Raw genomic sequence first — 26,363 nt, forward strand, 5'->3', positions numbered from 1 at the left:
TTTATTGCACTTTAAAATCGAACACATCTGATTTAGATGAATTACCTGCTTCATCTTTAGTAATGACACGCCAGAAATAGGTTTGCCCAGAGCTAATAGTCGCAGTTGTTGTATTCTGCGATGTATTTGCAATATTTTCTGTAGGATTGTTAGATGTGCTAAACAACACCTCATAATCTACAATATCATTATCCACATCATTGGCATTCCACTCTAAAGTAATAGTACCAGCTGTACTAACTGTTTGCCCTCTTGTAGGACTTACTGCTGTAGCCGGAAAAGGAGCATAATTTTCCACACCCGTACCCGCATTATAAAATTGCCATTTAGCGCTACTTGGAGCTTGATCAGAACCAGCAGCCTTAGAAACTACATACCACTCGTAAGGGGTATTTTTCGTAAGACTGATGGCCTTCTCATTGGTACTCGCGTTAACGGTGTTTATATTGTTAGTATTGAGATTACGAACCGTAACCTCATAGTTATCTACATTGACACCTTCTTCCCACATAAAGGTTATTGTACTTTCGGTATCATTCAATGAATCGCCTTCTGTACATTCAGAATTATTTTCTGGAAAAACCAAGGTAACACTACCAAGGTCACCACCTTCATTTGGGTTGTCATTACCAGAGTCGTCTTTACTACCAGGGCAAGACGTAAGTGTGATTAGACCCACTACTCCCATTATTATTTTTAATACGCTTTTCATTGCTTTATAATTTTATAAGTTTCAATTCTATCCTCATTCATAATGGATAACAAATAGATTCCGCTTTGAAGCATATCTGCATCTAAAACAACCATGGTAGTACCAGGTGCTATCATTTTCAATAGTATAGTACTACCATCGAAAGTGTTCAACTGCATCGTCATTACCTGATCGGACGGAGCACTTAACTGTACTGTAATTTCACCCGTACTAACAGGATTAGGATAGATGATGGTCTTTGCCGACAATTCGATAACTTCTTCATAGACCCCTTGACAATCAGCATCTGTTTTTATAGTTATATTGTTAACGTCAACCTGTAACGGAATTGTTATTTCAGCCTCTGAAGTTGTAAAAACTTCTTCGTTTATTTTAATGGTATAAAAAGATCCACCGGATAAGTTAAAAGTTGCCGATTTAGAAGTAAGATCGGTTTTAGAAGAAACCGATAAGCTATCTGGTTCTGCAACGACCACATCAAAACAATTCTCATAACCAGTTTGACCTTGTATCGAAATACAGATAGTATATGCACCGCCGACTAAATCGTTAAATGCAATTTCATTAGTGAAATTTACCGCTATATCTGTTCCATTACCGCTTAGTGTCGCTGTGTAATTCGCACTCATACTAGCAGTCACAGTGATACTACCATTACTGCTACCTATACAAGATTCTCCTTTAGCAAGCACCCTAAAATTATCTGCAGGCAATGAGAAAATCTCACACCCACTTGTATCCACAGAAGTATTGAATGGCGTATTAGGGCATTGATCCAAATCATTTGGCACACCGTCACCATCATCATCGTTAGGGTCTGTAGTACTACTACCGTTCAATGTAACGGTATATACTTTACTACTACCATCTTCACCTATAACCGTATAATTTATCGGATTCGAAAAATCGTTGGCATTAACACCACTTTGCTGTAGCACATCGCCTATATAGACTTGAGATTTTTGAGAATGGGTAAATGTGGCTATTAAATTCTGAGTATTAATATTAGATGGCACCGAAATAGAAATATTGGTTCCATTGACAGCCCCGACCGATGCCGGATTGGTAACAGTAAACCTAAAATCTGTAATATCTTTTTCACTACTAGCCGTTTCACGCGAACCCTCGGTATACCAAATACCCCAAATTCCGTTAGGTATAATGGCACTTGCCGCCCCATTTGGAGATAATTTATCTGCTGCCAAGTTGATTATCGCTATATCTTCATCGCCATCATTAAAGGTGTCAAATAACAACTTATCATCATTTTTCGAGTAGTTAGGAAATCCTAATTTATTATTGATATAAACCGTTTTTACTTCACCTGTTTCAATATTTGCCGTAATAACCTCATAAGAATCATCTGTTTCATCAAATAGATCAAATGCCAGAATATTACCCGATGTTTTAGCAAATGAAGGATTACCGATGCTTAATCCTTCGGGCAGATTGGTAAATATTTTTTGAATATTACCATCGCCAAAAGTATTGGTCTGATTGTTCCATACACGAAGCGATGCAACGTCCCAATAATCTATAGAAGACCCATTGGCATTATTCAATTCATTTAAAGCATCGTAAATTAAATATTGTCCAGAATAATCCCACTCTAAAGCATCGGCATATAAAACTTCTCCTGTGGTAACTCCGTCTGCACTAGTAGGGTTATACAACTCATAAACCATCGCTTCTGATGTTACCAAATCTGAAATAAAAATTACTCCGTCAACATCATTTCTAACCGCTGCAAGCCTTGAACCATCTTTCGATAGAGACACAGCAGCCCATATTGTTTCTTCAGAAATTACAAATTCTTCTATATTATTTTGATCTAAGACCACCGCATTTATGGTATGATCTTCTGTAACATAAATAGCAAGACTACCATCATCTGCTACACTAGGTTTGCGAGAAAGCTTAGTAGTGGTCAATGGCACATAATTTTCACCGTTAGTATCTGAAATATAAAGTGTATTAGGGTCTTCATCTCTAATATCTACACTCAAAATATATTCTGACCCAGTTGCCGTAGGTATTTCATTCTCGGTATCGGTGGCAGTACCATCTACTATCCCCACAGTATCAAAAGCATCAATAACCGTTTGTACTTCTTGCGAATTGGCACCATGTAAATCGGTCGCAGCTTGTATTACCCCTAATCTAAGATCAATAAATTGCGAGTTTGCCGTAAGATATGTTGCCAACGTTCTATAATATACCTGCTCTGCCTTATCTTTTCCTATTGCCGTAGCTATTAAATAATATGCCCTATTGGGTATACCACTATTAATATGTACCCCGCCATTATCGCCTGATCCCGTATAATACTCGGTCATATCTTTAGGTTGCCAACCTCGATCACTAAGTTCACTACCGCCATTATTAGGGTTAGACATATCGCGCATAGCACCAGAGGCAAAGTATTCTGTATTTACGATATCTTCGCCCAGTTGCCAATTATCACGATCGATCATCGTACCAAAAATATCAGCAAAAGATTCGTTTATGGCTCCAGATTGATATTCATATACCAACCCCGCAGTATTTTGGATAACGCCATGAGACATTTCATGGCCGCCTACATCTAAACTACCTGCCAATGGAGCGAATGCATCTCTACCATTACCATAAAACATAGATGTACCGTTCCAAAAAGCATTATCTAAACCACCGCCATCATCATCGGCAACATTTACATATGAAAAAACAGTACCGCCTTCCCCATTAATAGAATTTCTATTGAATGTATTTAAAAAGTAGTCATAAGCAACACTAGCATTATAGTGTGCCGAAACTGCTATAGGGTTGTTCCATGTACTACTCGAACTCTGCACATGATAAATTACCGTGTTTTCATCACGTATGGCATTTCGTAGATCAAGTGTCATTATACCACCTACCGGGTTATCGGGCATTGTAGACTGAGAAGCGTTGTACATTGGTTTAGAAACATCTATCATATAATCGAAACCATCTGTATTATAGGTGTTCAATTGTCTTGTTATACCATTTAAATCTTGACCAGATCCACTGGACGGTGGTGATACAGGTGCATTTTCACTTGGCTCAAAAGAGTTTAGCTCATGCATTAAAGTACAGGTATGATAGTACTTATGAAGTATCTCGCCCGTATTGGCATCTAAAAAATACTCCCAACGATCTTTTATATTAGGGTGTACAGTAATGTGATGTGTTAAAACCAAATTTTCTTCTGTAGGATAAAAAATAAGTTCGGCTTCCGGTTGCGGAATGGTAATGAATCCGTTATTTGAAATAGTCGACTTGGTCAGCTTGGTTTTCAAATCTGATTCTATACGCATAATCGCATTATCAAATGATACTTTAGCCGTAATATCAGTATTGGCCGGACTAGAAAACGGCGAACCGTTAATTGCCAGTTCATTTTTATTGGCACCAATATGCACAATAACCTCTGCCCCGTACACCCTTACCCCTTTATACACCTGTTCCATTCTAAGATGAGATTGACCTAAATCATCGGTTGTTTCGGCTTTTAACCGAAACTCATTTGTAGCATCTTTGATATTCAATAATGGTGCAATTTCAGAAAGATATGTTCTTGCTGTAGCCTCATTAGATGTTCTAGACATGTTTTGTTTAGCTTCATCGGTAGATACACTCTTTATAAAAATAGAAGAAGCACTATTTTGTCTTTTAATAGTAGTATGTATAAACTTTGCATCAGCCTTTATTCTATTGAAAACTGAAGGCATTTGAAAATTTCTATTACCCGTTAATACCGATGTTCTTTGGGTATTTTGTTTTAAAGGATCTAGATTAAAAGGTTTGGGCTGAACAGATTTAGATGTAGCCCCTTGATTATCATGTCGTTTGTCATCAAAAGAATCCTGAGCCATAACTATGGTAGTGGAAAGGAAACTTAAAACAATTAAGTAGCTTAGTGTTCTTTTCATGGTTACTTATTTTATTTGTTTTATTAAGTTTTCATATAAAGCTTTATACTTGGGTGCTATACCATACTCAAAACTTCCCCAAACGATTTTTGTAGTGAACTCTTCATTTACATCTTCAATAAAATAATAGACATTACCAGGGTGATTAAAATCAACATTAACTAGCTGTAGCATATCTAAGTGATCAAAAAGCTCTTCGGTTTTACTTTCAGAAATAGAATTGAGCTCTTCTGATTTTTTAGTGATAGAATTGGTATGGAACAACTGACCGTTCTCTAAAAGAATATAGGTATCTATTACTCCGGTCATACCACCACCTTTACCAAAAACTAAGCGTTTTTCTGGTAAGTTATCTACAGTGAATTGTTGTGATTTACATGAAAACAACAGCATACATAATAAAATAGTCAAGGTTATTTTTAACTTCATTCTGTGCTCTTAAAATTATTAGGTTGGTTGGCTATCATTTGATAGGCACAAGTTAGGCTCGCTTATTGTTTTAGGAAATACCCTCTAAACCGTATTTTTATCTACTGGTTTTCTGGTATATTGATTTTGAAGTATTTATACTATTGTAAAGAGATGTATATTGGGGCTAATAACATTTCTCTATGAAAACAAACACATTTCATTTTAACATATTATTACTAGTTCTGATTATACCTCATTGTTTGGTTTCTCAAATTGACAACACAAAAGAAATCGATAGCCTACGCAATGAACTTAAATCGGTAAAAACAGATACTGCCAAAGTAAATTTACTTTCAGAGCTATCAATAGTATTAAGTAAAACAGATTCTGTAGAGACATTTAAAACTGCTTTTGAAGCATTATCGTTAAGTCGAAAAATAAAGTACAAAAAAGGAGAAGCTGCTGCACTTTTCTCTATTGGCGGTGCGTATATGGATTATTTTGAACTTGAAAAAGGCGATGAATATCTTGACGAAGGTTTGCATATTATTGAAAATTTAGTAAAGCAAGATTCTTCTAGAGCCAATTTAAAATTATGGCTAAAAGGCAATTATTTTAAAGCCATAAACTACAGCTACAAAGGTGATTTAGAAAAAGAGATTGAAATGACCTACATGGTAATACCTGTGGCAAAAAAACTAAATGACTTAGATTTTTTAACCAGAGTATATACCAATATGGGTGTTATGAATATGAGAATGGGGCAATCTCTAGATGCGTATAAGAACTTTGTAAAAAGTATTGAAATAAATAAAACTTTAGCCTCTAAAAAACGAACCATTTTTACCGACCTCATGTTTGCCCAATTATTATATCAATTAGATTCGGTAAACCAAATGAAACCATACCTAAAAGAGGCGAAAGATTTACTAGAAACAGATCCAAACGCCCTAGATTGGCAATTGTACTACACTCAAGAAAGTTTTTATAATACAGGCTTAGGCAATTATACCGAAGCAATATCATCGTTAGACAATGCTAGGGAGATTGTTGTTAAAAACAAAATGCACCAAGATTTCTATATTCTTTTGCAACGCTATGCCATTGTTAGCGAAAAGAGTAATGATTACCCGGCCGCCATTTCTTACATGACCGAATTTATCAATACAGCCAAAGAAAAGAAAAAAAGAACCAATGTTTTTCAAGGTCTTTATAAGAGATCACAATACGAGGCCATACAAGAAAATTACAAAAATGCATATTTTGATTACATAGCTGCAATAGACATTTATGATAGTATAAATACGCATGAAATGATGCAGAATATAAAAGATTTAGAATTTAAATATGATACCGCTGAAAAAGAAAAAGAAATTCTTTCTTTGACCATAACCAATGAAAAGAAAAAATCTCAAACCTACATGTTAATCGGTTTAGCTTCTGTTCTTGCTTTTTTACTTTTTGGCGGCTATTACATTTATAACCAAAGGTTACGAAAGGCTAGAAAAAAAGAACGCCTGCACGAATCTGAAATGAATTTGTTTAAACAAGAGCAACAAAATCAAATCTTTTCAGCAATGATAGAGGGACAAGAAAAAGAACGAAAGAGATTGGCAATCGACCTTCATGATGGTTTAGGCGGCAGGTTATCAGGAATAAGTCTAAACCTTTCTAAGTTAGATAAAGACGAACCCAAAGAATACCCCAAAAAGGAACTTCAAAAAGTAATGAAAGATTTAGGAGATTCATTAACCGAGCTAAGGTCCATAGCCAGAAATATGATGCCCGAAACCTTGGTGAAATTCGGGCTTGAAGCTGCTTTAAAAGATTACTGTAGCAGCATGACTGGTAATGAAACTAAAGTAATGCTTCAATTTTATGGCAATGAAAAAGGCATTGAAATAAACCAACAAGTAACAATGTACCGAGTAATACAAGAATTGATCAACAATGCCATTAAGCATGCCAATGCTTCTGAAGTATTGGTGCAATATATACGAGAGGGCAATAAAGTAGATATTACCGTAGAAGATAATGGCGTAGGTTTTAATAAAGATTTGACCGATAACACACCATCATCGGGCATGGGTCTCTCTAACTTAAAAACCAGAGTTGCTTACCTTAAAGGTAATTTAGATTTTAGCTCAGAAATAAATGAAGGCACAACCGTTAACGTACATATAAACATAGATGCAGCTTAAACCAATCAATGTAGTTATTGTAGATGACCACCCAATGGTTATAGAGGGATTAAAAACACTTTTGGCAGGTGAACCTACAATTCATATCAAAAATTATTTTACCAACGGCAAAGACACGCTAGACTACTTAGAAAAGGAAACTTGTGATATTATACTATTAGATGTAAACCTACCTGATATTAACGGTGTTGAAATGGTGGGCATGATACTTAATAAAAGAGCCAATATTGGAATTTTAGGATTAAGCACTTATTCTGAACCCAGTATCATCAATCAAATGATACGTAATGGTGTAAAAGGATATTTATTAAAAAATGCCACTAGCAACGAACTAGTAGAAGCCATTACTCAAGTAAATAAAGGCAGGTTTTATTTTGGTAGCGAAATACAAAAAATTCTAGCAGACTCTGTATCGCAAGACACCAAAGACACCCCTAAACTAACACGTAGAGAAAAACATATTCTTACACTTATCGCCGATGGCAAAACCACCAATACCATTGCGGAAGAACTATTTATTAGTCCGCTAACGGTTGAAACCCATAGAAGAAACTTAATGCAAAAATTAGAAGTATCAAATGCCGCATCTCTAATAAAAGTTGCCGTTGAAAAGAAATTGATTTAAAATTTATAACTTAAAAAAGTCATGTGCTTTTATATTAAATTGATATAACTTTTCGTTAAACAGCATATATCTTGTAGATTTCTAAGGTATTAATCAACTTTCTGGTTTAATACTATCTTTGAGATAAGTTATTATATATGCGTAAAATTCTTTTTTTATTTATAGTTACCTTTTTGCTGTTATCATCTTTTAGCCACGGGCAAGATATTTCTACAATTAACATAGCTTTCCCTAATGAAAGCACCGTATGGAATATTCCAGACAAGGTAGCGTTGCATTGGAATACTATTAAAATAGATACCAGTAAATCTATTCGGTTTTTTCTTGTTCGAGACGAAATGGTCGTACAAGAATTGGGTTCATTTAAAAATGACGGGCTTGAAGAAGAGATTGAATTAGCTAAAAATATTGGGTCGGGCAATAGATATCAAGTCGTTGCAATAGAACTATTTCCAGATGACAAGTTTAATATTGCAAAAAAGGTAACCCCGTTTTTTTCAATAGTAAATGCAGCATCTGACGAAAGAAAGAAAAAGCAGCAATTGGCAAATACAACCATTATTCCTAAAAAAAAGAAAGTAAAGTCAAAGTCTAAAAATAAAGAACAAACCGAAGCCCAGAAAACTATAGTTACCGAAACTGAAAACAAAACAGAAGTAAGAGATAGTTTTGACGGTCGAAAAATCTCTTACACCAAAGAGTTCGAGTTTGAATCTGAGAATATCATTGTGAAAATTTGGGATCATGGCAGACAAGATGGTGACATAGTTTCTATCTACCTTAACGGTGTTCAGGTAGTTAAAAAGTACTATTTAACGTATTGGAAAAAAGAATTCAAAATAAAATTAGACCCTAAAAAATCTAACGACTTATTCCTATATGCCCATAATTTAGGAGATTCACCTCCAAATACAGTTTCGGTAGAAATATCTGACGGTAAAACATCAGAAAACATTGTTTTAAATTCTGATTTACAAAGTTGTGAGGCCGTTTTAATCAGTGTAAAATAGCAAAACACTGCAATATGCCCTTTAATTCATACTTTGATGAACCCGACCTCTATAAAAATAAATTCAATTTTTATGAGCAAGGCGGCTCTCCATTTTTACTTAAAAAATTTATTGAAAGTATAGAACATCAAAAAGATGATATTGAGGAAATTAACATTTCTTGGTACCTCTACAACAATAAATACGTACATGATTATCTAAAGGAAATCTCAAAAACAGGCATTCTAATAAATGTAATTACCATTCCTCTTGAAGGGTATGACCATACAAAACCTCAACCTCTAGAGAACCTTACTACAGGAGAAATCAATATAGCAAAAGTTACAAAATATGATTTGGCTCGAAAAATTTTTAGAGAGATGTACCACTCAACATCACATCCAAATTTTAACCTTTATATTTTTCCTCATTTATATGTTCGAAGTAGTTATATCAATAAATTTTCAAGGGGATCCCTACCCTATTCTTTACATATTAAATCAGCGTACATTAAAAAGACAAACGGATATACCTTACTATTGAGTTCATCTAATCTAGCTGTTAGAGATTTAGTAAAACATGAATCAATGATCAGTATTGAAGATGAACAAGGTTATGAGAAGATTGTAAAAAGTTTCTATTTTGATTTAATAAATAATTCAATTCACATAAAAGATTACAATAAATTATTGAACACTACTTGTAATTTGTATAAAAAAATAGTGTTTAAGAAATCAATGTTTATTGGCATTACCGCTCCATTCTATAACAATTCTGCTCACATTACAGAAAAAACTCTTACCGAATATATTCAATCTGCTAAAGAAAGAATCATTATTTGCGCACAACATTTAGCAGCTTTCAACTATCAATTTAACGCTAAGCACCATTCGGTCATGACAAAAAATGAAACACGAAAAGGTATCTTAGGTGCTGTGTTAGAAATGGCAAAAAAAAGTATAAATGTCACCTGTTTATCCCAGACATTTACACCTCTTTTAGAAGATGAAAATAAATTTAAAAAAACTAAATTCAGAAGACCCGTCAACACCACTAATTTCCAAAAATTTTACAAGCAAATTATGGTTACCAATAATATTGAGTATTTCGTTAACGAATACATACATTCGAAATATATACTTATAGATAATACACTAATTTACTGTTCTTTTAATTTTACTCCCACCCAATTTATTTATCTAGATAATGTAAATATTTCTCGATTTAAAAACATGCCTGACATTAGTTATAACGGTATACATTGCGAAGTAGGCATGCATGTGGTTATTAAAGATCAAAATACAATCACAGCATTTGAAAAAAATATTGCGGGCATTAAAAACAAAAAAGAAACCATACAAATAAAATAGGTTGACAAATTAAAAGTGATTTGAAATTCTAAAATGTATTTTTGTATCAATGTGGTTTGCTTTTCGATAAGTCTTTCAAAAAAACAATATTAAAAGAATAGCATAAGAAAATGAATATAGTATCCTTTTTTGCTGGAGCAGGCGGTCTAGACCTTGGTTTTGAACAAGCTGGCTTCAATGTTATTTGGGCAAATGAGTATGACAAAGATATTTGGGAGACGTATGAAAAGAATCATCCTAACACTATATTCGATAAAAGAAGCATTGCAGATATTCCCGCAGATGAAGTCCCTGATTGTGACGGAATCATTGGTGGTCCGCCATGCCAAAGTTGGAGCGCTGCTGGTGCAGCAAGAGGCATTCAAGATAAAAGAGGTCAGTTATTCTATGATTTCATTAGAATACTAGAAGCCAAACAACCCAAGTTCTTTCTAGCTGAAAACGTTAGTGGTATGTTGATCAACAAACATAGCGAAGCACTTGATGGCATTAAGAATCTTTTAAAAAATGCGGGTATAGGTTATGACCTTTCGTTTAAAATGCTGAATGCAGCTGATTACAATGTACCTCAAGATAGAAAAAGAGTTTTTTTCATCGGAATTAGAAAAGATTTAAATTTCAAATATGAATTTCCGATTGAGACTTTTCCAAAAATTACACTAAAATCTGCCATAGGTGATTTAGACAAAAAAGCAATTCCTGCATTAGAATTCAACAATACTAATGCTGATAAATGTATTATACCAAATCACGAATATATGATAGGTGGATTTTCTACTATGTTTATGTCTAGAAATCGTGTTCGAAATTGGGATGAACAATCTTTTACTATACAAGCAGGTGGCAGGCACGCACCATTACACCCGCAAGCACCAAAAATGAAACTGATAGAAAAAGACGTACGTGTTTTTGTACCAGGAAAAGAACAGTTGTATAGAAGACTAAGTGTAAGAGAATGTGCCAGAATACAGACCTTTCCGAATGATTTTGTTTTTCATTATAAAAAAGTAGCTGCAGGTTATAAAATGATTGGCAATGCCGTACCTGTTAATTTAGCAAAGTATTTAGCTAGCAGCATAATGAAACAATTAAAGATTAATGATATTCAAAAACCAAAAAAATCTTTTAAAATAAAAGCTGATCAGGTAATAGTATAGTTAAGCTTTATTACTCTACGCTAGCGATTAGTTTATCCAAATCATTTGACTTTTCGTTCTTTAACGTATCTGAATTTAACTTAGGAGGCATAAAGTACATGAAGCCTAACATAATCACAAAATAAAGTACTGCAAAAATAGTATAGGTATAATCACCGGCATCTGGTGAAATAGGTAACAAAACGAGAGACATATTAAGCATTGATTGTATTATCAATACACATAAACCACTTTTAGTTTTTGCATAAACAATGGTACACATACCAGCCGCCCCCATCATGTTAACAAGTAATGGCCATACAGGAAGGTCTTCAATAACCCCCACATTTATATAAACTGAAGGCAACCACCATAATGTCCATACAAAACCGATAATCTGACTTGCGTAAAACGGACTTATAATCTTAGATAGTTCTCGTACCGCATAACCGATCCAAACTACTTCACCCAAAAATGCCCATGACAATAAGAACAGCGTAAATTTTAAGGTTGGTATATATAAGTCAAAAGAGAGAAAAGACATATCGCCGTGGTACAAAGCTTTAATCGCTAAGGTCAAAACACCTATCGTAAATGCGAATAACAAACTGAACACATACCACTTAGGGTGAACTCTCCAATTACGCATAGGTCTAAATAGGCACTTTATACCTTCATTTCCTTTTGTTATTTTAACTATAAATAATAACAAAAAAAACAGTGCATAAAAGCGACCGTTCGTATACGGAAAAAAGTCTATATATCCCTTACTACTAGCATAGGTAATAACCGTATTCAACAAAGGTGCAAGTAGCAAGAATACCCATATTTCATACTTTTTCAAAAAACTGATCAATAGTGCAACCATCAACAAGAATCTTATTGCCTTCAAAGCATTATTAAATAATAAATATTCTTAAGATATAATAATTCGCTAATATAACACATACCAATATTCGAAAAAGCGATTTGAAATACTTTCACAAAAATTTGGCAAAACAAAAACCCCAAGAATTTGATTTTCAAATTCTTGGGGTTTTATTTCGTACTCGAGGCGGGAATCGAACCCGCACTCCGAAGAACTGGATTTTGAATCCAGCGCGTCTACCAGTTCCGCCACTCGAGCATATATTACCGTTATAAAAGGGCATCCTGTAAAACAGGATTGCAAAACTAAATAATTATTTTCTTTCCAACACTAAAAATAATAAGATTTATGCATTAGCAACCAAATTTAATTTTTAAATTTGCACCTCTTTAAAAACAACCGCTCCAATTAACTATTGAAGCAACTGTTTGAAAAACAACAAGAAAGACATGCCATATCAAGTTCCACAACCGAAAATATTTGCTTGTACACAAAGTGAAATCTTAGGCGAGAAAATTGCTAAGGCTTACGGTATGGAATTAGGTAAAATATCTTTTTCCCGATATAGTGATGGGGAGTTCCAACCTTCTTTTGAAGAATCCATTCGTGGAACGCGAATTTTCATAATTGGCTCTACACATCCTGGCCCTGAGAATTTAATGGAAATGTTATTGATGATAGACGCTGCAAAAAGAGCATCCGCACGTCACATAACTGCTGTTATGCCTTATTTCGGTTGGGCAAGACAAGACAGAAAAGACAAACCTAGAGTACCTATTGCAGCTAAACTAGTTGCCAAAATGCTGGAGACAGCAGGTGCGACTAGAATTATTACAATGGACTTACATGCAGATCAGATACAAGGTTTCTTTGAAAAACCAGTTGATCATCTATTTGCATCTACGTTATTTTTACCATACTTAAAAAGCTTAGGTTTAAAAGACCTTACCATTGCTTCGCCAGATATGGGCGGTTCTAAAAGAGCTTACGCATATTCTAAAGCGCTAGACAGTGATGTAGTAGTTTGTTACAAGCAAAGAGCTAAAGCCAATGTAATTTCACATATGGAATTGATAGGTGACGTAAAAGGTAAAAATGTAGTACTTGTTGATGACATGGTAGATACTGCCGGAACATTAACAAAGGCTGCAGACTTAATGATGGAACGTGGTGCACTTAGCGTACGAGCAATTACCACTCACGGTTTACTATCAGGAGATGCATATGAAAAAATTGAAAACTCTAAACTGACAGAATTGATTATTACAGATTCTATACCTGTAGAAGTTAAGAGTAATAAAGTAAGGGTATTGACCTGTGCCAACCTATTTGCAGAAGTAATGGATAAGGTACATAACAATAACTCTATATCTTCTAAGTTCTTAATGTAAGTTAGAAGTAAAACAAGAATATTAATTTTTAATACATATAATGAAGTCAATTACAATTAAAGGATCAGAAAGAGAAAGCGTGGGCAAAAAGGCAACGAAAGCCCTACGTAATGCTGGAAAGGTTCCTTGCGTAGTATACGGAGGGGATAAACCATTACACTTTTCAGCAGATGAACTAGCGTTCAGAGATTTGGTTTACACTCCAAATGCACACACAGTTGCAATTGAATTAGATGGCGGAGCTTCGGTTAAAGCTATTATGCAGGATATTCAGTTTCACCCTGTAACAGATGCCATCATCCATATTGATTTTTATCAATTATTCGATGACAAAATGGTTACTATGAATATTCCTGTAACATTAGAAGGAAATTCTCCAGGTGTACGTAATGGTGGACGTTTATTATTCAGAAAACGTAAACTTTCAATTAAAGCTTTACCAAGCAAATTACCAGATTTCTTTAACGTCGATATTTCTAAATTGAAAATCGGTCAAAATATTTCTGTAGCATCATTGATGAGTGAAGATTTCACCATTTTACATCCAGAAAGTCAAGTTGTTGTACAAGTTAAAACTGCTCGTACCGCTGTTGTGGTTGATGAAGATGAAGAAGGTGAAGAAGGAGCTGAAGGTGCAGAAGGTGCATCTGAAGAAGCTGCTCAAGAATAGTCTTAAAAGTCTAAATTATACATTAAAGCATCCTGATAATTGTATCAGGATGCTTTTGTATTTTTACACCTCAAATCAAACTACCAATGTTCAAGTTTTTAAAACCTCTTTTTACAAAACAGAACATAATTATAGAAGAGAAAGACCCCATGAAGAAATTTTTAATAGTTGGACTTGGCAACATAGGAGAAGAATATGTAGAAACCCGTCATAATATAGGTTTCAAAGTACTGGACGAAGTAGCCAAAGTAAATGACTTTACTTTTGAAACCGCTAAACTTGGCGATATAGGATCATATAAAATTAAAGGCAGAACAATTATTTGCCTTAAACCATCTACTTATATGAATCGCAGTGGTAAAGCTTTAAAATATTGGATGGATAAAGAAAAAATACCTCAAAGCAATGTTTTAGTGATAACCGATGATATCAATTTACCTTTTGGAACTATTCGAATAAAAACAAAAGGAAGTAATGGCGGTCATAACGGATTAAAGGATATAGAGCTGTTTCTTCAGACCATACTTTACAATAGGTATAGATTTGGCGTTGGAGCTGATTTCGGCAAAGGTAGGCAGGTAGAATACGTTTTAGGACAATGGAACGATGAAGAGAAAGCACTAATGCCCGAACGTTTAAAAAAATCTACAGAAATTATAAATTCATTTGTGTTAGCTGGTATCGCAAGAACTATGAATCAATTCAATAATTCTTAAAGAACTTTAAAGGTATAAATACCCGAATCAGACTTATTACCTTCTTCATCTATTACTACAATCTTCCAGTAATAAACAGTATCTGAAGTGACTGATACTTTTACACTGGTGACAGAAGACGTAACCTCACGTATTAAATCTATCGGAGGTGTTTCTACAGAGAAATATACCTCATAACCGTTGATATCATCATCTAAATCAGACGCAGTCCAAGATAGCTCGACCTCATTGTTAATATCTTTAAATACATTATCAGACGATGCCGGACTTTCAATAGTTGCAGGAAAAGGCGCAAATGTGGTTCTAGACCCTGCATTATAAAAATACCATTCTTCACTTGACACGGTTTGTTCCACTTCACTATTTCTAGAACGCACAAACCACGAAAATTGCTCGCCTTTCGCCAAAGGCAAGCTTGCTGAGCTAGATGAAGAAACAATAGTCTGTATGGTACCCGTTGCTATATTTGTTACTCGTAATTCATATGTTTCGGTATTATCTGCTAAATTCCACGTAAACTCTACCCTACTACTTTCATCACTTATATCAACACCAGTTGTACATTCAGAATTTTTTTCTGGAAATATCAACTGTACCACCTCGGGTGACTGTGCAGTACTTTTCTTTTTACAACTGGTAACGGTTATAATCAAACAAATAATAATTATCAAAAAGCGCATCATTCCTTTATTACTTTAGAAGTTCCATTTACTGTATTACCAACATACTTTAAATAATAAATTCCTGCAGCTAAAGAACTCAAATCTAATCTAATTGTTCCGCCAATTGGCAAAGCCGTTACATTCATAACTAAACGTCCATCAGCACTAAATACACTAACTACAACCTCTTCTTGCTGATTTTTAAAATAAACTTCAACGAGGTCTTTTACCGGATTTGGAAATACAATGGGTTGATCATAATAAGCCACCTGCTCTTCATAGACGCCCTGGCAAGGTATATCGGTAAATACCTTTAAAGTATTAACTCCTTTTTCTAAACTAAGTGCAATTGTAGATTCCTCGGTTTGTATTGCCACTCCGTTCAACTCTATAGTATAAAAAGATGAACCTGTCATTTCAAGGGTAATTAAAGACCCATCATCAACAATTTTAGAAGTCACGCTAAGAGGTGAAGGCTCTGTAATCTGCACTTCTACACAATACTCTTGATAAGAGACAAGTCCATCTGTTCCAGTAATACAAAGAGAGTATGAACCTGAAGATAAATTTGCCAAGTTAAAGACATTAGAAAAATTTTGAGTTAAATTAACTCCATTACCAGAAACTACAACCTGATAATCTAAAGTTAATTTCGGCACGATGGATAACGAGCCATCATCATTATTACTACAGGTTTCACTTTCTAAAGTAACAACAAAATTCTCTGACGGAAAACGATATATGGCACAGCCCGAAGCATCTACCTCTTGACCATCGGCAGTATCCAAACAAAGATCATCACCATCATCGAAAACACCATCATTGTCAGCATCTGGCCTAAATTCACCTTCAACACACGCTTCTAATGCAAAAGAAACTAGACTACCACCATCAGACGGCGCACTATCTCGAACTTCTAAAACCCACTCCCCTAAGATTGATTCGCCGTTGAAAGAGCTCAAACTTCCCAAAGGTTTTACCGAACCTCCTATTCCTGGACTTACAGAACAATCAAACACCAGACTATCATCATCAAAAGTAGCATCTATATCACTAGCATCTCCACAAGAATTAGAAACCAAAGTAACGGTAGTACCTAAAGGAGATGTCAAGGTAATAATTAAATCTGCCAAAAAGGTATGCTCAATATCTAACTGAACATTAATATCAGCTAACGGTAAATCTTCAAAAAACACTATTTTAGAAGTAATTACAGGCGTTCCACTACTAGAAATTGCAATAGGTAAATTTGTAGCTCTTTTAATAGAACAATTAAACTGTACTGTAGAGAAACTGAACACTTCACTAAAATTTCCTTCTCCACATTCATTTTTAGGTTTTACCCGCCAAAAATAAGTACTATTATTATCTAAAAGATTAGGAGAATATGAACTACCGCTTACCGCACTTAATTCAATAATATTAGTAAAATTAACATCATCGGAAATTTCAACTTCATATTGTGTATTACCTACAGATGTACCCCACTCTAATAACACATCGGTTGAAGCATTTTCAAATCCATCAATTGGAGCTACTAAAACAACATCTTCAAAATTATCGTCATAAACCCTTAGTTGCAGAGTAATTTCTTTAGATACAGAATTTGAAGTAGCCAAAATACGTACAGGGTAAGTACCTACATCTAAAGTCGAAAAACCTTCAAAATCAACAGTAACCAGAGTATCGGTAGAATCTGCAGTTGTTGGTGTAAATAATGCTGTTAAACCCGCAGGCAAATCAAGAGCACTAAATGTGGTCTCTTCATCAAAACCTAAATTTGTTTCATATGTAAAAGGTATGCTAAGATTGTTTGGCTTACAAATATCGAATATAACTTGATCGAAATTCATAACTATTTCTGAAGGCGTAATTGCAAAATTTGCTTCATTGACGGCAAAGAAGATATTGTCATCTGCCTTTATCATAATTCTACCTGTACTGGTCGCTATATTTGGCACAATTATGGTCTCGCTTCCATCATTCAATGTATTTTCCAATAAAGTGATAGGAAAAGTTATTCCTCGATTGGTAGATAAAAATATAGAAACAGTCTCTGTATTAACAGGAGAAATATCAGTACTTGCAACATCCCACGTAATGGTCTGTACCGTACCGGCTTCATAAGTTTCTTCAGCAGTTTGAGAACTGACTAAAAATGGTCCTGCATCGTTGATAACAGAAACGGTCAATTCGTCTGAGTCGGATTGACCACCGTTCAAAGCATTATCTCTAACCGTCAGAGAAAAACTCATATCGCGACCAACACTAGACACTGTTTCCCAATCATCTCCAACAGAAGGCTCTGTCTGAGTAAGTTCACCACTTAAAATCCTATTTAAATTTGGAAAATACCGTTCTGGAACCAATTTAGAGGGTAGCGATCTAAAATTCGCCCCTGCGGGATTATCAGGCCCGAAGGTAGCTTGGGTAACAATACCGTTATCTATTTGCTCCCAATTATAACTTAGTACATTATCTACATCAACATCTTCTGCTTTACCAGTAAGTACAAAAGCTGTTCCTTTTGGAATGATATAATCTACTAGCGGAGTCAAAGTTGGCGGCGCATTAGAAAGACTTACCGACTCTCCACAAGAAACAGTTTCTAAATAATCTCGAATTTGTACCACACTTACATAATGAAAATAATCATCACTATTTAAAGCTACATTGTTATCACCTGTAATACCAGCATAACCCATAATGGTTGTACCACTCGCTGGTTCTACCTGCACTGTGGTACCTTCAGAAGTATGCGAAAAAGTATGGTTAGCTCCAAACTGGTGCCCCATTTCATGCGCTACCAGGTCAATATCAAATGCATCTCCCAATGGAGACGACAAAGTACTATAACCACTACCTTTTCTAGTATCTGTACATACTGCACCAATAAAACCAGAATTACCGTCCAACGTATTATCTTGTTGATTGAATAAATGACCAATATCATAATTGGCTTCACCGATAACACTAGTAAGCGTATTTTGAACTTGAGAACTTAAGCTACCCGTATAAGGATCAGTATCTGGATCAGTATAAATAACTAAATCTGTATTGGCTATAAGCTCAAGCGTTATTGCAAGATCACGCTCAAAAACAGCATTTATTCTGGTTAAAGAGGCATTAATTGCCGCAAGTGCATCCAATACGGTACCGCCATGAAATTCTGTATATTCTCCTGAAGCTGAAATTGCAACCCTAAATTTTCTAAGCGTTTGATCATCCACCAACTTAGCTGTATGGTTCTGTGTATAATCTTGTACTTCTGGTATGGTTTTACACAGAAAATCTATATCACGCTCGTCTTGTTCTGTACGCCTATATAATACATAGGTATCTTCTGATGATTTTTGCATAAACAAAGCACCATCTTCGCCTGATGTACTCATTGTACTTTGAATACCTTTAGAAGAAAGACTAAATCGAATCTGCCTAGTAGGATCATTCAAAGCTATCCCCTTGTAAGATTGTATGGTTGGATATTTTGCCGCAAGTTCTTCAGAAAATAAATGGGCATCTTCTACTAGAAAGGGAATCATATCACCTTCTTCAGTCGGAAAATATATTATTTTAGAGTCATTATTACCTGCAAGAGCAGCTACAAAATCTTTTTGATTTAATTTAAAAGCCTTGCCTTTATCGACTCTTAAGCGTTGTTTAGAAAATTGCTTTGCCGACCCCTTTAGCTCAGTATTTTTCCAATATGTTGTTTGAGCCATACCGGAAAAGGATAGAAATACTATGGTAATTGAGAAAACTAGGCGTAATTTTGCAATCATTAAGAGGCTTTTAACTCAAAAATCAAATATAAGTCTTTTTATTTTCTATCACAGGTGATTACAGTCCGCAACATTTCTAAGTACAAAGAAGAATATCCTACGGTCATTACCATAGGAACCTTTGATGGTGTACATATAGGTCACCTGAAAATACTTAATAAAATCATAAATCATGCCAAGAGTACAGAATTGAAGTCATCGGTTCTTACTTTTTTTCCTCATCCAAGAATGGTTCTGCAAAAAGATGCCAACATAAAACTGTTGAATACTATAGAAGAAAAAATTTCTATTTTAGAAAGACTTGGTCTTGATATTCTTATCATTCATCCTTTTACTAAAGACTTTTCTAGACTTACGGCAACAGAGTTTGTACGTGATATTCTTGTAAATACCTTAAATATTAAAAAAGTAATTATTGGTTATGACCATAGGTTTGGGAGGAACAGAAATGCGAATATTACAGACCTTATTACATTTGGTGATACATATAATTTTTCGGTAGATGAAATTCCTGCTCAAGAAATTGACGATGTATCTGTAAGTTCTACAAAAATCAGAAAAGCATTAGAAGATGGTGATATTGAAACCGCCAATAGTTATCTAGGTTATGAATATATGCTTACGGGCACGATTATAAAAGGAAAAGGTATTGGCAAACAGTTAGGTTACCCAACAGCAAATCTTTCTATTGCCGAGGATTATAAGCTTATACCTAAAAATGGAGCCTATATCGTTAAAAGTGTTTTACAAGGTGTCACTGTTTATGGAATGATGAATATAGGTTTCAACCCAACCGTAAACGGTACTGAAAAAACTATAGAAATCAATTTTTTTGATTTTAACAACGATTTATATGAATTAAAAATTCAAGTTAATATTTTGGCTCGTTTAAGAGATGAGCATAAATTTGAATCTATTGATGCTTTAAAAGCTCAATTAGCCAAGGACAAAGAAAAGTCACTTCACTATATTAAAGAATAATTATGCTCAATAGGTTATTATTTCAACGAATCGATAATAGCCCATTAATTATTTTTCGTGTTTTTTTTGGCATACTCGTCTCCCTAGAGTGTTTTGGTGCGATCGCTACAGGTTGGGTCAAAAGAAATTTGATAGAGCCAAAATTTAAATTTCCTTTTATAGATTTTGAATTTCTACAGCCATTACCTGGTTTTGGCATGTATTTTTACTTTGCTCTTATGGGCTTATTAGGGCTTTTTATAGCTGTTGGATTTAAATATCGTACAAGCATCATATCGTTTACATTATTATGGACTGCAACCTATTTGATGCAGAAAACAGCCTACAATAATCACTATTATTTGTTGATCTTAATATCGACGATCATGTGTTTCTTTCCTGCAGAAAGAAGTAGGTCTTGTGATGTTAAAGTAAACCCGAGTTTAGAGAGCAATTCAATGTATGCATATATAAAATGGATTGTAATACTTCAACTGTTTATTGTTTATGTATATGCCTCAATCGCCAAAATGTATGGCGATTGGTTAGACTTTAGCACTATAGAAGGTTTAATGAGATCCAAAAAAAAGTATTGGTTAATAGGTGAAATTTTACAGCAACCATGGGTACACAGTATTATTGGTACCGTGGGTATTTTGTTTGATTTACTTATTGTACCTGCATTACTTTGGAAACCTACAAGAAAAGTAGCATTCTTTATTTCACTATTCTTTCATCTATTTAATTCTATTGTCTTTCAAATCGGTATTTTTCCCTACCTATCGATAGCTTTCAGTGTTTTCTTTTTTAAACCGGAAACAATCCGTAAAATATTCTTTAAAACTAAACCGGTCTTTACGTCGACTTACGATAAAACACCTAATTATAAAAATGCATTGCTACTTGTGGCAGGCATCTATTTTATAGTTCAGATTTTATTACCTGTTCGACATCATTCTATTGAAGACAATGTACTTTGGACCGAAGAGGGTCATAGAATGAGCTGGCGAATGATGTTACGTAACAGACAGGGCAAAGGCAGATTTAAAGTAGTTGACAAAGACACTAAAGAAGAGTTCATCATAAAACCTAAAGATTATGTATCTAGAGGTCAAGAACGCAAAATATTTGCCTACCCGGATTTTGCCTGGCAGTTTGCCCAATACTTAAAAAAGGAGTTCAAGAAAGACGATAGAAACGTTTCTGTCTATCTAGAAAACTCAAGAATAAGTATCAATCGCAAACCTTTTGTCCCCTTTATTGATGCAAAAACTGATTTGGCGGCAGAGACTTGGTATCAAACAAAACATCACGACTGGATTCTTCCCTCCAACTTCGGGAACTCTAAAAACTAGGCAATACGTGTTTAGTCCTCAAAAGTACCTGCTATAAATATAAGATTAACGTAAATTTGCAGTTAAATACAATTCAATAATGTTACAAATACAGACCATTAGAGATAATAAAGAAGATATTATCCTTGCCCTTGGAAAAAGAAATATTGATGCACAACCTTTAATTGAAAAAGTGCTTCAATTAGATGAAAACAGACGTGCTGCCCAAACAAGTTTGGACAACGTTTTGGCAGAATCGAATAAAATTTCCAAAGAAATCGGCGTTTTGTACAAAACTGGAAAAGCTCAAGAAGCAAATTTATTAAAAGAACAAACGGTAAAGCTAAAAGAAGAATCCAAACAATTAGGTGAAAATTTAAACGCCGCAGAAGAAGAGCTACAAAACCTTCTTTACCAATTACCGAATGCACCGCATGCTTCTGTGAAAAAAGGTTCAACTGAAGAAGATAATGAAGAAATATTCAGCGAAGGTCATGTTCCTAAATTGGTTGAAGGTGCCCTACCACATTGGGAGCTGGCGAAAAAGTATGACATCATAGATTTTGAATTAGGCGTTAAAATCGCTGGAGCCGGTTTTCCGGTTTACAAAGGTAAAGGTGCCCGCTTACAACGCGCACTTATCGCCTATTTCCTAGATAAAAATACCGAAGCGGGTTATACTGAAATTCAAGTGCCGCATTTGGTAAACGAACTATCTGGTTATGGCACAGGTCAATTACCAGACAAAGAAGGTCAAATGTACCATGTAACAGCAGATGACCTTTATTTGATACCAACAGCTGAAGTACCGGTAACGAATATTTTTAGAGATGTTATTGTAAAGGAAAGTGATTTCCCTATTACCTACACAGGGTATACTCCATGTTTTAGAAGAGAAGCAGGTAGTTATGGCGCACATGTGCGTGGCCTAAACCGTCTGCATCAATTCGATAAAGTAGAAATTGTACGTGTAGAGCATCCTTCAAAATCATATGATGCCTTAGATGGTATGGTTGAGCATGTAAAAAATATTCTACGAGAACTAAAATTACCATACCGAATTCTAAGACTATGTGGTGGTGATTTAGGTTTCACAGCTGCACTTACGTTTGACTTTGAGGTATTCTCAACCGCGCAAGACAGATGGTTAGAAATTAGCTCTGTTTCTAATTTTGAAACATACCAGGCTAATAGACTAAAACTACGTTTTAAAGATGAAAACGGAAAAAACCAATTAGCTCATACATTAAACGGTAGCTCTTTAGCATTGCCACGTGTTTTAGCCGGAATTTTAGAAAACTACCAAACTACAGATGGCATTAAAATACCAGATGTATTAGTACCTTATTGTGGTTTTGATTTAATAGAGTAATACATATGATATTTACCTAATAGATATAATCTATTTGAGGGTTAATGATGTTGCATCATTAACCCTCAAATATTTTTTAGCCCTACTCTTATTGTTTTTTTTTAAAAATAATAAGAAGACGAATCTATATATTTTTTACCCTTCAACGATTTTTCACCAATATCCATTAGATTTAAATAATTGCTTTATGATTAGGCAAGTGAAAATTGTATATTGTGATAATTCATTTGCAATTTAGTATCAAATTCAATCCCCGTACATGAGATTTTGTCTACTCTTGGTTATGCTGACTTTCGCCCATGTTTCTTTAGCACAGGTAACTCTAGAAGAAAGAGCTGCACTTCAAGCCTTTTACACTGCCACAGATGGACCTAATTGGTTTAGTGAGAATGATGCGGACCTAACAGACAATTGGGATTTTTCAGGCCCCGTAACAAATGACTGGAAAGGTTTAACGATTTCTGGCGAAAATGTTATTAGTATTAACATGAACCCAGGTAATTTAACTTTTGAAGGAAACAATTTAACAGGCACAATTCCTGATGAAATTGGAGATTTTACATCACTCAGCTCGCTTAATTTAGCTGCAGAAAACTTATCTGGAAATTTACCTAACAGCCTCTTTAACTTAACTAACCTTCTTTTAATTAATTTAAGGTCAAATAACTTATCAGGAGAAATATCCGATCAAATATCTCAACTAGTAAATTTAAAAATTTTACGACTTTATGATAATAATTTTGAAGGCGAGATACCAGTATCACTAACTACTCTAACAAATCTTGAAACAATAGAACTATCCAACAATAACCTTTCTGGAGAAATACCTATTGAATTTACCGACATGCTTCAATTAATAACCTTAAAACTTACCTCTAACCAACTTACAGGTATTATATATCCAGAATATGAAAATCTTGTTAATCTTGAAACATTATACTTATCTAGTAATTCACTTACAGGTACAATACCACCAGAAATAGGAAATATGACCAGCTTAAGGTTTTTAAATATCGGCAGAAACGATTTGAACGGCACACTACCTGACAATCTTGGCAACCTAAGTAATTTAGTGAGTATGGATATAAGTTCCGCTAATATATCTGGCAGTATACCGGAATCTTTCGGAGACCTAACTCAATTACAAAGTTTACGTTTATATGTAAATGAACTCACAGGTACAATACCAAGTTCACTTGCAAATCTTACACAATTAAGAAATTTTGAGGTTTTCAGTAATGAATTATCAGGCGAACTGTCGCCTGACTTTTCGCAATGGACTCAATTATCAACCTTTAAAGCAGGATCAAATCAACTTTCCGGATCAATTCCTGAAAGTTATGCTAGCTTTATTAATATGACCAATTTTGAGGTTTCGTATAATAATCTCTCTGGAGAATTATCTCCTCTCTATTCTAATTGGGCTAGCGCAACCTTTATAGCTTTACAATACAATGAATTAAGCGGTGAAATTCCAGACACATTTGCAAACCTAATTAATATAGAATTTTTAAATCTAGGGTACAATCAATTTAGTGGTGAACTATCTCCCGATTTTTCTAATTGGGCAAATGCTCAAGGAATTAGTTTTCAACACAATCAATTTGAAGGACAAGTACCAGATTTTACAACAGCACTTAGTGGTGATACATCTGGAGATTTTTTACAAATAAATAACAACAGATTTCAATTTGGCGATTTTGAAGATGAGTTTGATTATTACAACCAAGAACTTTTTGCGTTTAGATACATAGAACAAGCTAAAGTAAATGAAATAGAAAGTACTGACAACTGTGTAGGTTCTACCATAACGCTATCTACAACGGTCAGTGGTACGGCCAACGTTTACCAATGGTTCAAAGACGGCTCACCAGTTACTGGTGCAAATGATGCCGACCTAATTCTAGACCCATTAGGTACAGCCGATGTGGGCATATATACTTGTGAAATCACCAGCACCATAGTAACAGGGCTGACGTTAGAACGAAACCCGATTACGGTTACCGTTAATGATAATGCCCCAACCGCAAATGAAATTACGGACATTACAGTTTGTGATTTAGATGGTGACGGATTTACAGCGTTTACAATTGACATTACAGACCTAGAATCGCAAACCATAGGGAACCAAACAGGGTTGACAGTCTCCTATTACGATGCATCAGAAAATCCTCTGACACTAACTGATAATTTTACCAACACAACACCGAACACACAATCCATAACCGTTCGCGTTACCAATTCTAGCGGTTGTTCTGACGAGACTTCCTTTAATTTGATAACGACATTACCTGCCACTGCAGAACAATTTGACGATGTAACGGCATGTGCAAGTTTCACTTTACCAGAATTAGATCTCGGCAGTAATTATTACACACAGCCCGATGCTGGCGGAACGCTATTACAGGCAGGAGAAAGTATTACCACAACACAGACCATTTATATTTATGCCGGTGCAGGAGATTGCTCAGATCAATCCAACTTTTTGGCTACAATTGAACCTTTGATCACAGTAGAAGAATTAGAGGACGTCACTGAATGTGGCGTGTATATATTACCACAATTAAACAACGGTAATTACTATACTCAAAGTGGAGGTACGGGTACTTTATTGAATAGCGGCGAGGAAATTACGGAAACCCAAATCATTTATATTTACGATGATAACGGCACTTGCTTTGCAGAATCTAGCTTTGAGGTCGATATAGATCTTATCGCATGCGAAAATTCCGATGAAGCCATAAAACTGAAGTTTCCAAAATTTTTCTCTCCAAATGAAGACGGATCCAACGATCTTTGGAAGGTCGATCAAGATTTTTTTACACTTAGCGGAACTGTTACTATTTACGACCGTTACGGAAAACTACTTTATCAGTTCGATGCCGAGACCGGAAGCTGGAACGGAACTTTCAATGGCAGCGATCTACCTGAATCAGATTATTGGTATAGATTTATTGAAGCAGAGAGTGACTCAACATTTACCGGTCATTTTTCACTAATAAGATAATTACTCCATTTAAATCGTTTAACGAAATCGGATATTTTTAAATAATAGTTTCCACACTCATTATCAACATAAACTTCTAAGCAGATTTAATCTATTATCAAAAAAAAGAAATAACAAATACCTTTTTAACCACATTACAACCAAAATAATTTTAATCCAGGTTATGGTTATCACCTAATTATCTACAATAAAATCTTTCCTAAAACATTGAAGATAGTAACC

18 protein-coding genes and 1 tRNA gene are annotated in these 26,363 nt (G+C 34.8%); 12 read left to right on the forward strand and 7 right to left on the reverse strand.

From position 1 onward, the window contains the following. Position 1: 1 nt before the first annotated feature. From ACJJVP_RS03950 to ACJJVP_RS03960, 3 genes are read right to left on the reverse strand one after another with little or no spacing between them, the layout of a single operon-like run. The gene (locus ACJJVP_RS03950) at positions 2–712 is read right to left on the reverse strand and encodes a hypothetical protein (RefSeq protein ID WP_405410932.1); all 711 of its coding nucleotides are present in this window, start codon (positions 710–712) and stop codon (positions 2–4) included. Beyond that, entirely contained in the window at positions 709–4,647 is a 3,939-nt protein-coding gene (locus ACJJVP_RS03955) for a M4 family metallopeptidase (RefSeq protein WP_405410934.1), read from the reverse strand. Before ACJJVP_RS03955 ends, ACJJVP_RS03950 begins: the two co-directional genes overlap by 4 nt. Before the next feature lie 6 nt (positions 4,648–4,653). Next, on the reverse strand, positions 4,654–5,076 hold the full coding sequence (locus ACJJVP_RS03960) for a hypothetical protein (RefSeq protein WP_405410936.1): 423 nt from the start codon (positions 5,074–5,076) through the stop codon (positions 4,654–4,656). Positions 5,077–5,258: 182 nt separating this feature from the next. Between ACJJVP_RS03960 and ACJJVP_RS03965 the strand changes: the two genes are divergently transcribed. From ACJJVP_RS03965 to ACJJVP_RS03985, 5 genes are all read left to right on the forward strand, one after another. Next, positions 5,259–7,259: an ATP-binding protein gene (locus ACJJVP_RS03965; protein WP_405410937.1), complete on the forward strand. Its 2,001-nt coding sequence runs from the start codon at positions 5,259–5,261 to the stop codon at positions 7,257–7,259. Beyond that, positions 7,249–7,884, forward strand: coding sequence for a response regulator (locus ACJJVP_RS03970; RefSeq protein ID WP_405410939.1), 636 nt, complete (start codon positions 7,249–7,251; stop codon positions 7,882–7,884). The genes ACJJVP_RS03965 and ACJJVP_RS03970 overlap by 11 nt, the downstream gene beginning before the upstream one ends. A 137-nt stretch (positions 7,885–8,021) precedes the next feature. Continuing rightward, positions 8,022–8,894 carry a hypothetical protein gene (locus ACJJVP_RS03975; protein WP_405410940.1) on the forward strand — a complete coding sequence of 291 codons (873 nt, stop codon included), beginning with the start codon at positions 8,022–8,024 and terminating at the stop codon, positions 8,892–8,894. A 14-nt stretch (positions 8,895–8,908) separates the two neighbouring features. After that, positions 8,909–10,243: a phospholipase D-like domain-containing protein gene (locus ACJJVP_RS03980; RefSeq protein WP_405410942.1), complete on the forward strand. Its 1,335-nt coding sequence runs from the start codon at positions 8,909–8,911 to the stop codon at positions 10,241–10,243. Positions 10,244–10,353: 110 nt separating this feature from the next. Next, entirely contained in the window at positions 10,354–11,400 is a 1,047-nt protein-coding gene (locus ACJJVP_RS03985) for a DNA cytosine methyltransferase (protein ID WP_405410944.1), read from the forward strand. Positions 11,401–11,410: 10 nt separating this feature from the next. Here the strand turns inward: ACJJVP_RS03985 and ACJJVP_RS03990 are convergent, their stop codons facing one another. Together ACJJVP_RS03990 and ACJJVP_RS03995 are read right to left on the reverse strand one after the other, a co-directional pair. Then, entirely contained in the window at positions 11,411–12,223 is an 813-nt protein-coding gene (locus ACJJVP_RS03990; protein ID WP_405410946.1) for a hypothetical protein, read from the reverse strand. 202 nt (positions 12,224–12,425) lie between these two features. After that, a tRNA-Leu gene (locus ACJJVP_RS03995) sits at positions 12,426–12,505 on the reverse strand. Positions 12,506–12,696: 191 nt separating this feature from the next. Between ACJJVP_RS03995 and ACJJVP_RS04000 the strand changes: the two genes are divergently transcribed. The 3 genes from ACJJVP_RS04000 (at position 12,697) to pth (ending at position 15,024) form a co-directional block, all read left to right on the forward strand. Continuing rightward, positions 12,697–13,638: a ribose-phosphate pyrophosphokinase gene (locus tag ACJJVP_RS04000; RefSeq protein WP_405410947.1), complete on the forward strand. Its 942-nt coding sequence runs from the start codon at positions 12,697–12,699 to the stop codon at positions 13,636–13,638. Positions 13,639–13,678: 40 nt separating this feature from the next. Continuing rightward, positions 13,679–14,308: a 50S ribosomal protein L25/general stress protein Ctc gene (locus ACJJVP_RS04005; RefSeq protein WP_405410950.1), complete on the forward strand. Its 630-nt coding sequence runs from the start codon at positions 13,679–13,681 to the stop codon at positions 14,306–14,308. An 86-nt stretch (positions 14,309–14,394) separates the two neighbouring features. Continuing rightward, positions 14,395–15,024, forward strand: a complete 630-nt coding sequence (gene pth / locus ACJJVP_RS04010) for an aminoacyl-tRNA hydrolase (RefSeq protein WP_405410951.1) — start codon at positions 14,395–14,397, stop codon at positions 15,022–15,024. Here pth and ACJJVP_RS04015 read toward each other — a convergent pair. After that, the gene (locus ACJJVP_RS04015; protein WP_405410953.1) at positions 15,021–15,707 is read right to left on the reverse strand and encodes a hypothetical protein; all 687 of its coding nucleotides are present in this window, start codon (positions 15,705–15,707) and stop codon (positions 15,021–15,023) included. The genes pth and ACJJVP_RS04015 overlap by 4 nt on opposite strands. Further along, complete coding sequence (locus ACJJVP_RS04020) at positions 15,704–19,468, reverse strand: reprolysin-like metallopeptidase (RefSeq protein ID WP_405410954.1); 3,765 nt, start codon at positions 19,466–19,468, stop codon at positions 15,704–15,706. Before ACJJVP_RS04020 ends, ACJJVP_RS04015 begins: the two co-directional genes overlap by 4 nt. Positions 19,469–19,522: 54 nt before the next feature. Between ACJJVP_RS04020 and ACJJVP_RS04025 the strand changes: the two genes are divergently transcribed. The 4 genes from ACJJVP_RS04025 (at position 19,523) to ACJJVP_RS04040 (ending at position 26,141) form a co-directional block, all read left to right on the forward strand. Then, positions 19,523–20,449: a bifunctional riboflavin kinase/FAD synthetase gene (locus tag ACJJVP_RS04025; RefSeq protein ID WP_405410955.1), complete on the forward strand. Its 927-nt coding sequence runs from the start codon at positions 19,523–19,525 to the stop codon at positions 20,447–20,449. Between the two features lie 2 nt (positions 20,450–20,451). Beyond that, positions 20,452–21,783: an HTTM domain-containing protein gene (locus ACJJVP_RS04030; protein ID WP_405410956.1), complete on the forward strand. Its 1,332-nt coding sequence runs from the start codon at positions 20,452–20,454 to the stop codon at positions 21,781–21,783. A gap of 79 nt (positions 21,784–21,862) precedes the next feature. Then, positions 21,863–23,134, forward strand: a complete 1,272-nt coding sequence (gene serS / locus ACJJVP_RS04035) for a serine--tRNA ligase (RefSeq protein ID WP_405410957.1) — start codon at positions 21,863–21,865, stop codon at positions 23,132–23,134. A 259-nt stretch (positions 23,135–23,393) separates the two neighbouring features. Continuing rightward, positions 23,394–26,141 (forward strand): T9SS type B sorting domain-containing protein, encoded by a 2,748-nt coding sequence (locus ACJJVP_RS04040; RefSeq protein WP_405410958.1) that lies wholly within the window; start codon positions 23,394–23,396, stop codon positions 26,139–26,141. Positions 26,142–26,363 lie beyond the last annotated feature (222 nt).

Source organism: Maribacter sp. Asnod1-A12 (assembly GCF_045063735.1).
Lineage (GTDB): Bacteria > Bacteroidota > Bacteroidia > Flavobacteriales > Flavobacteriaceae > Maribacter.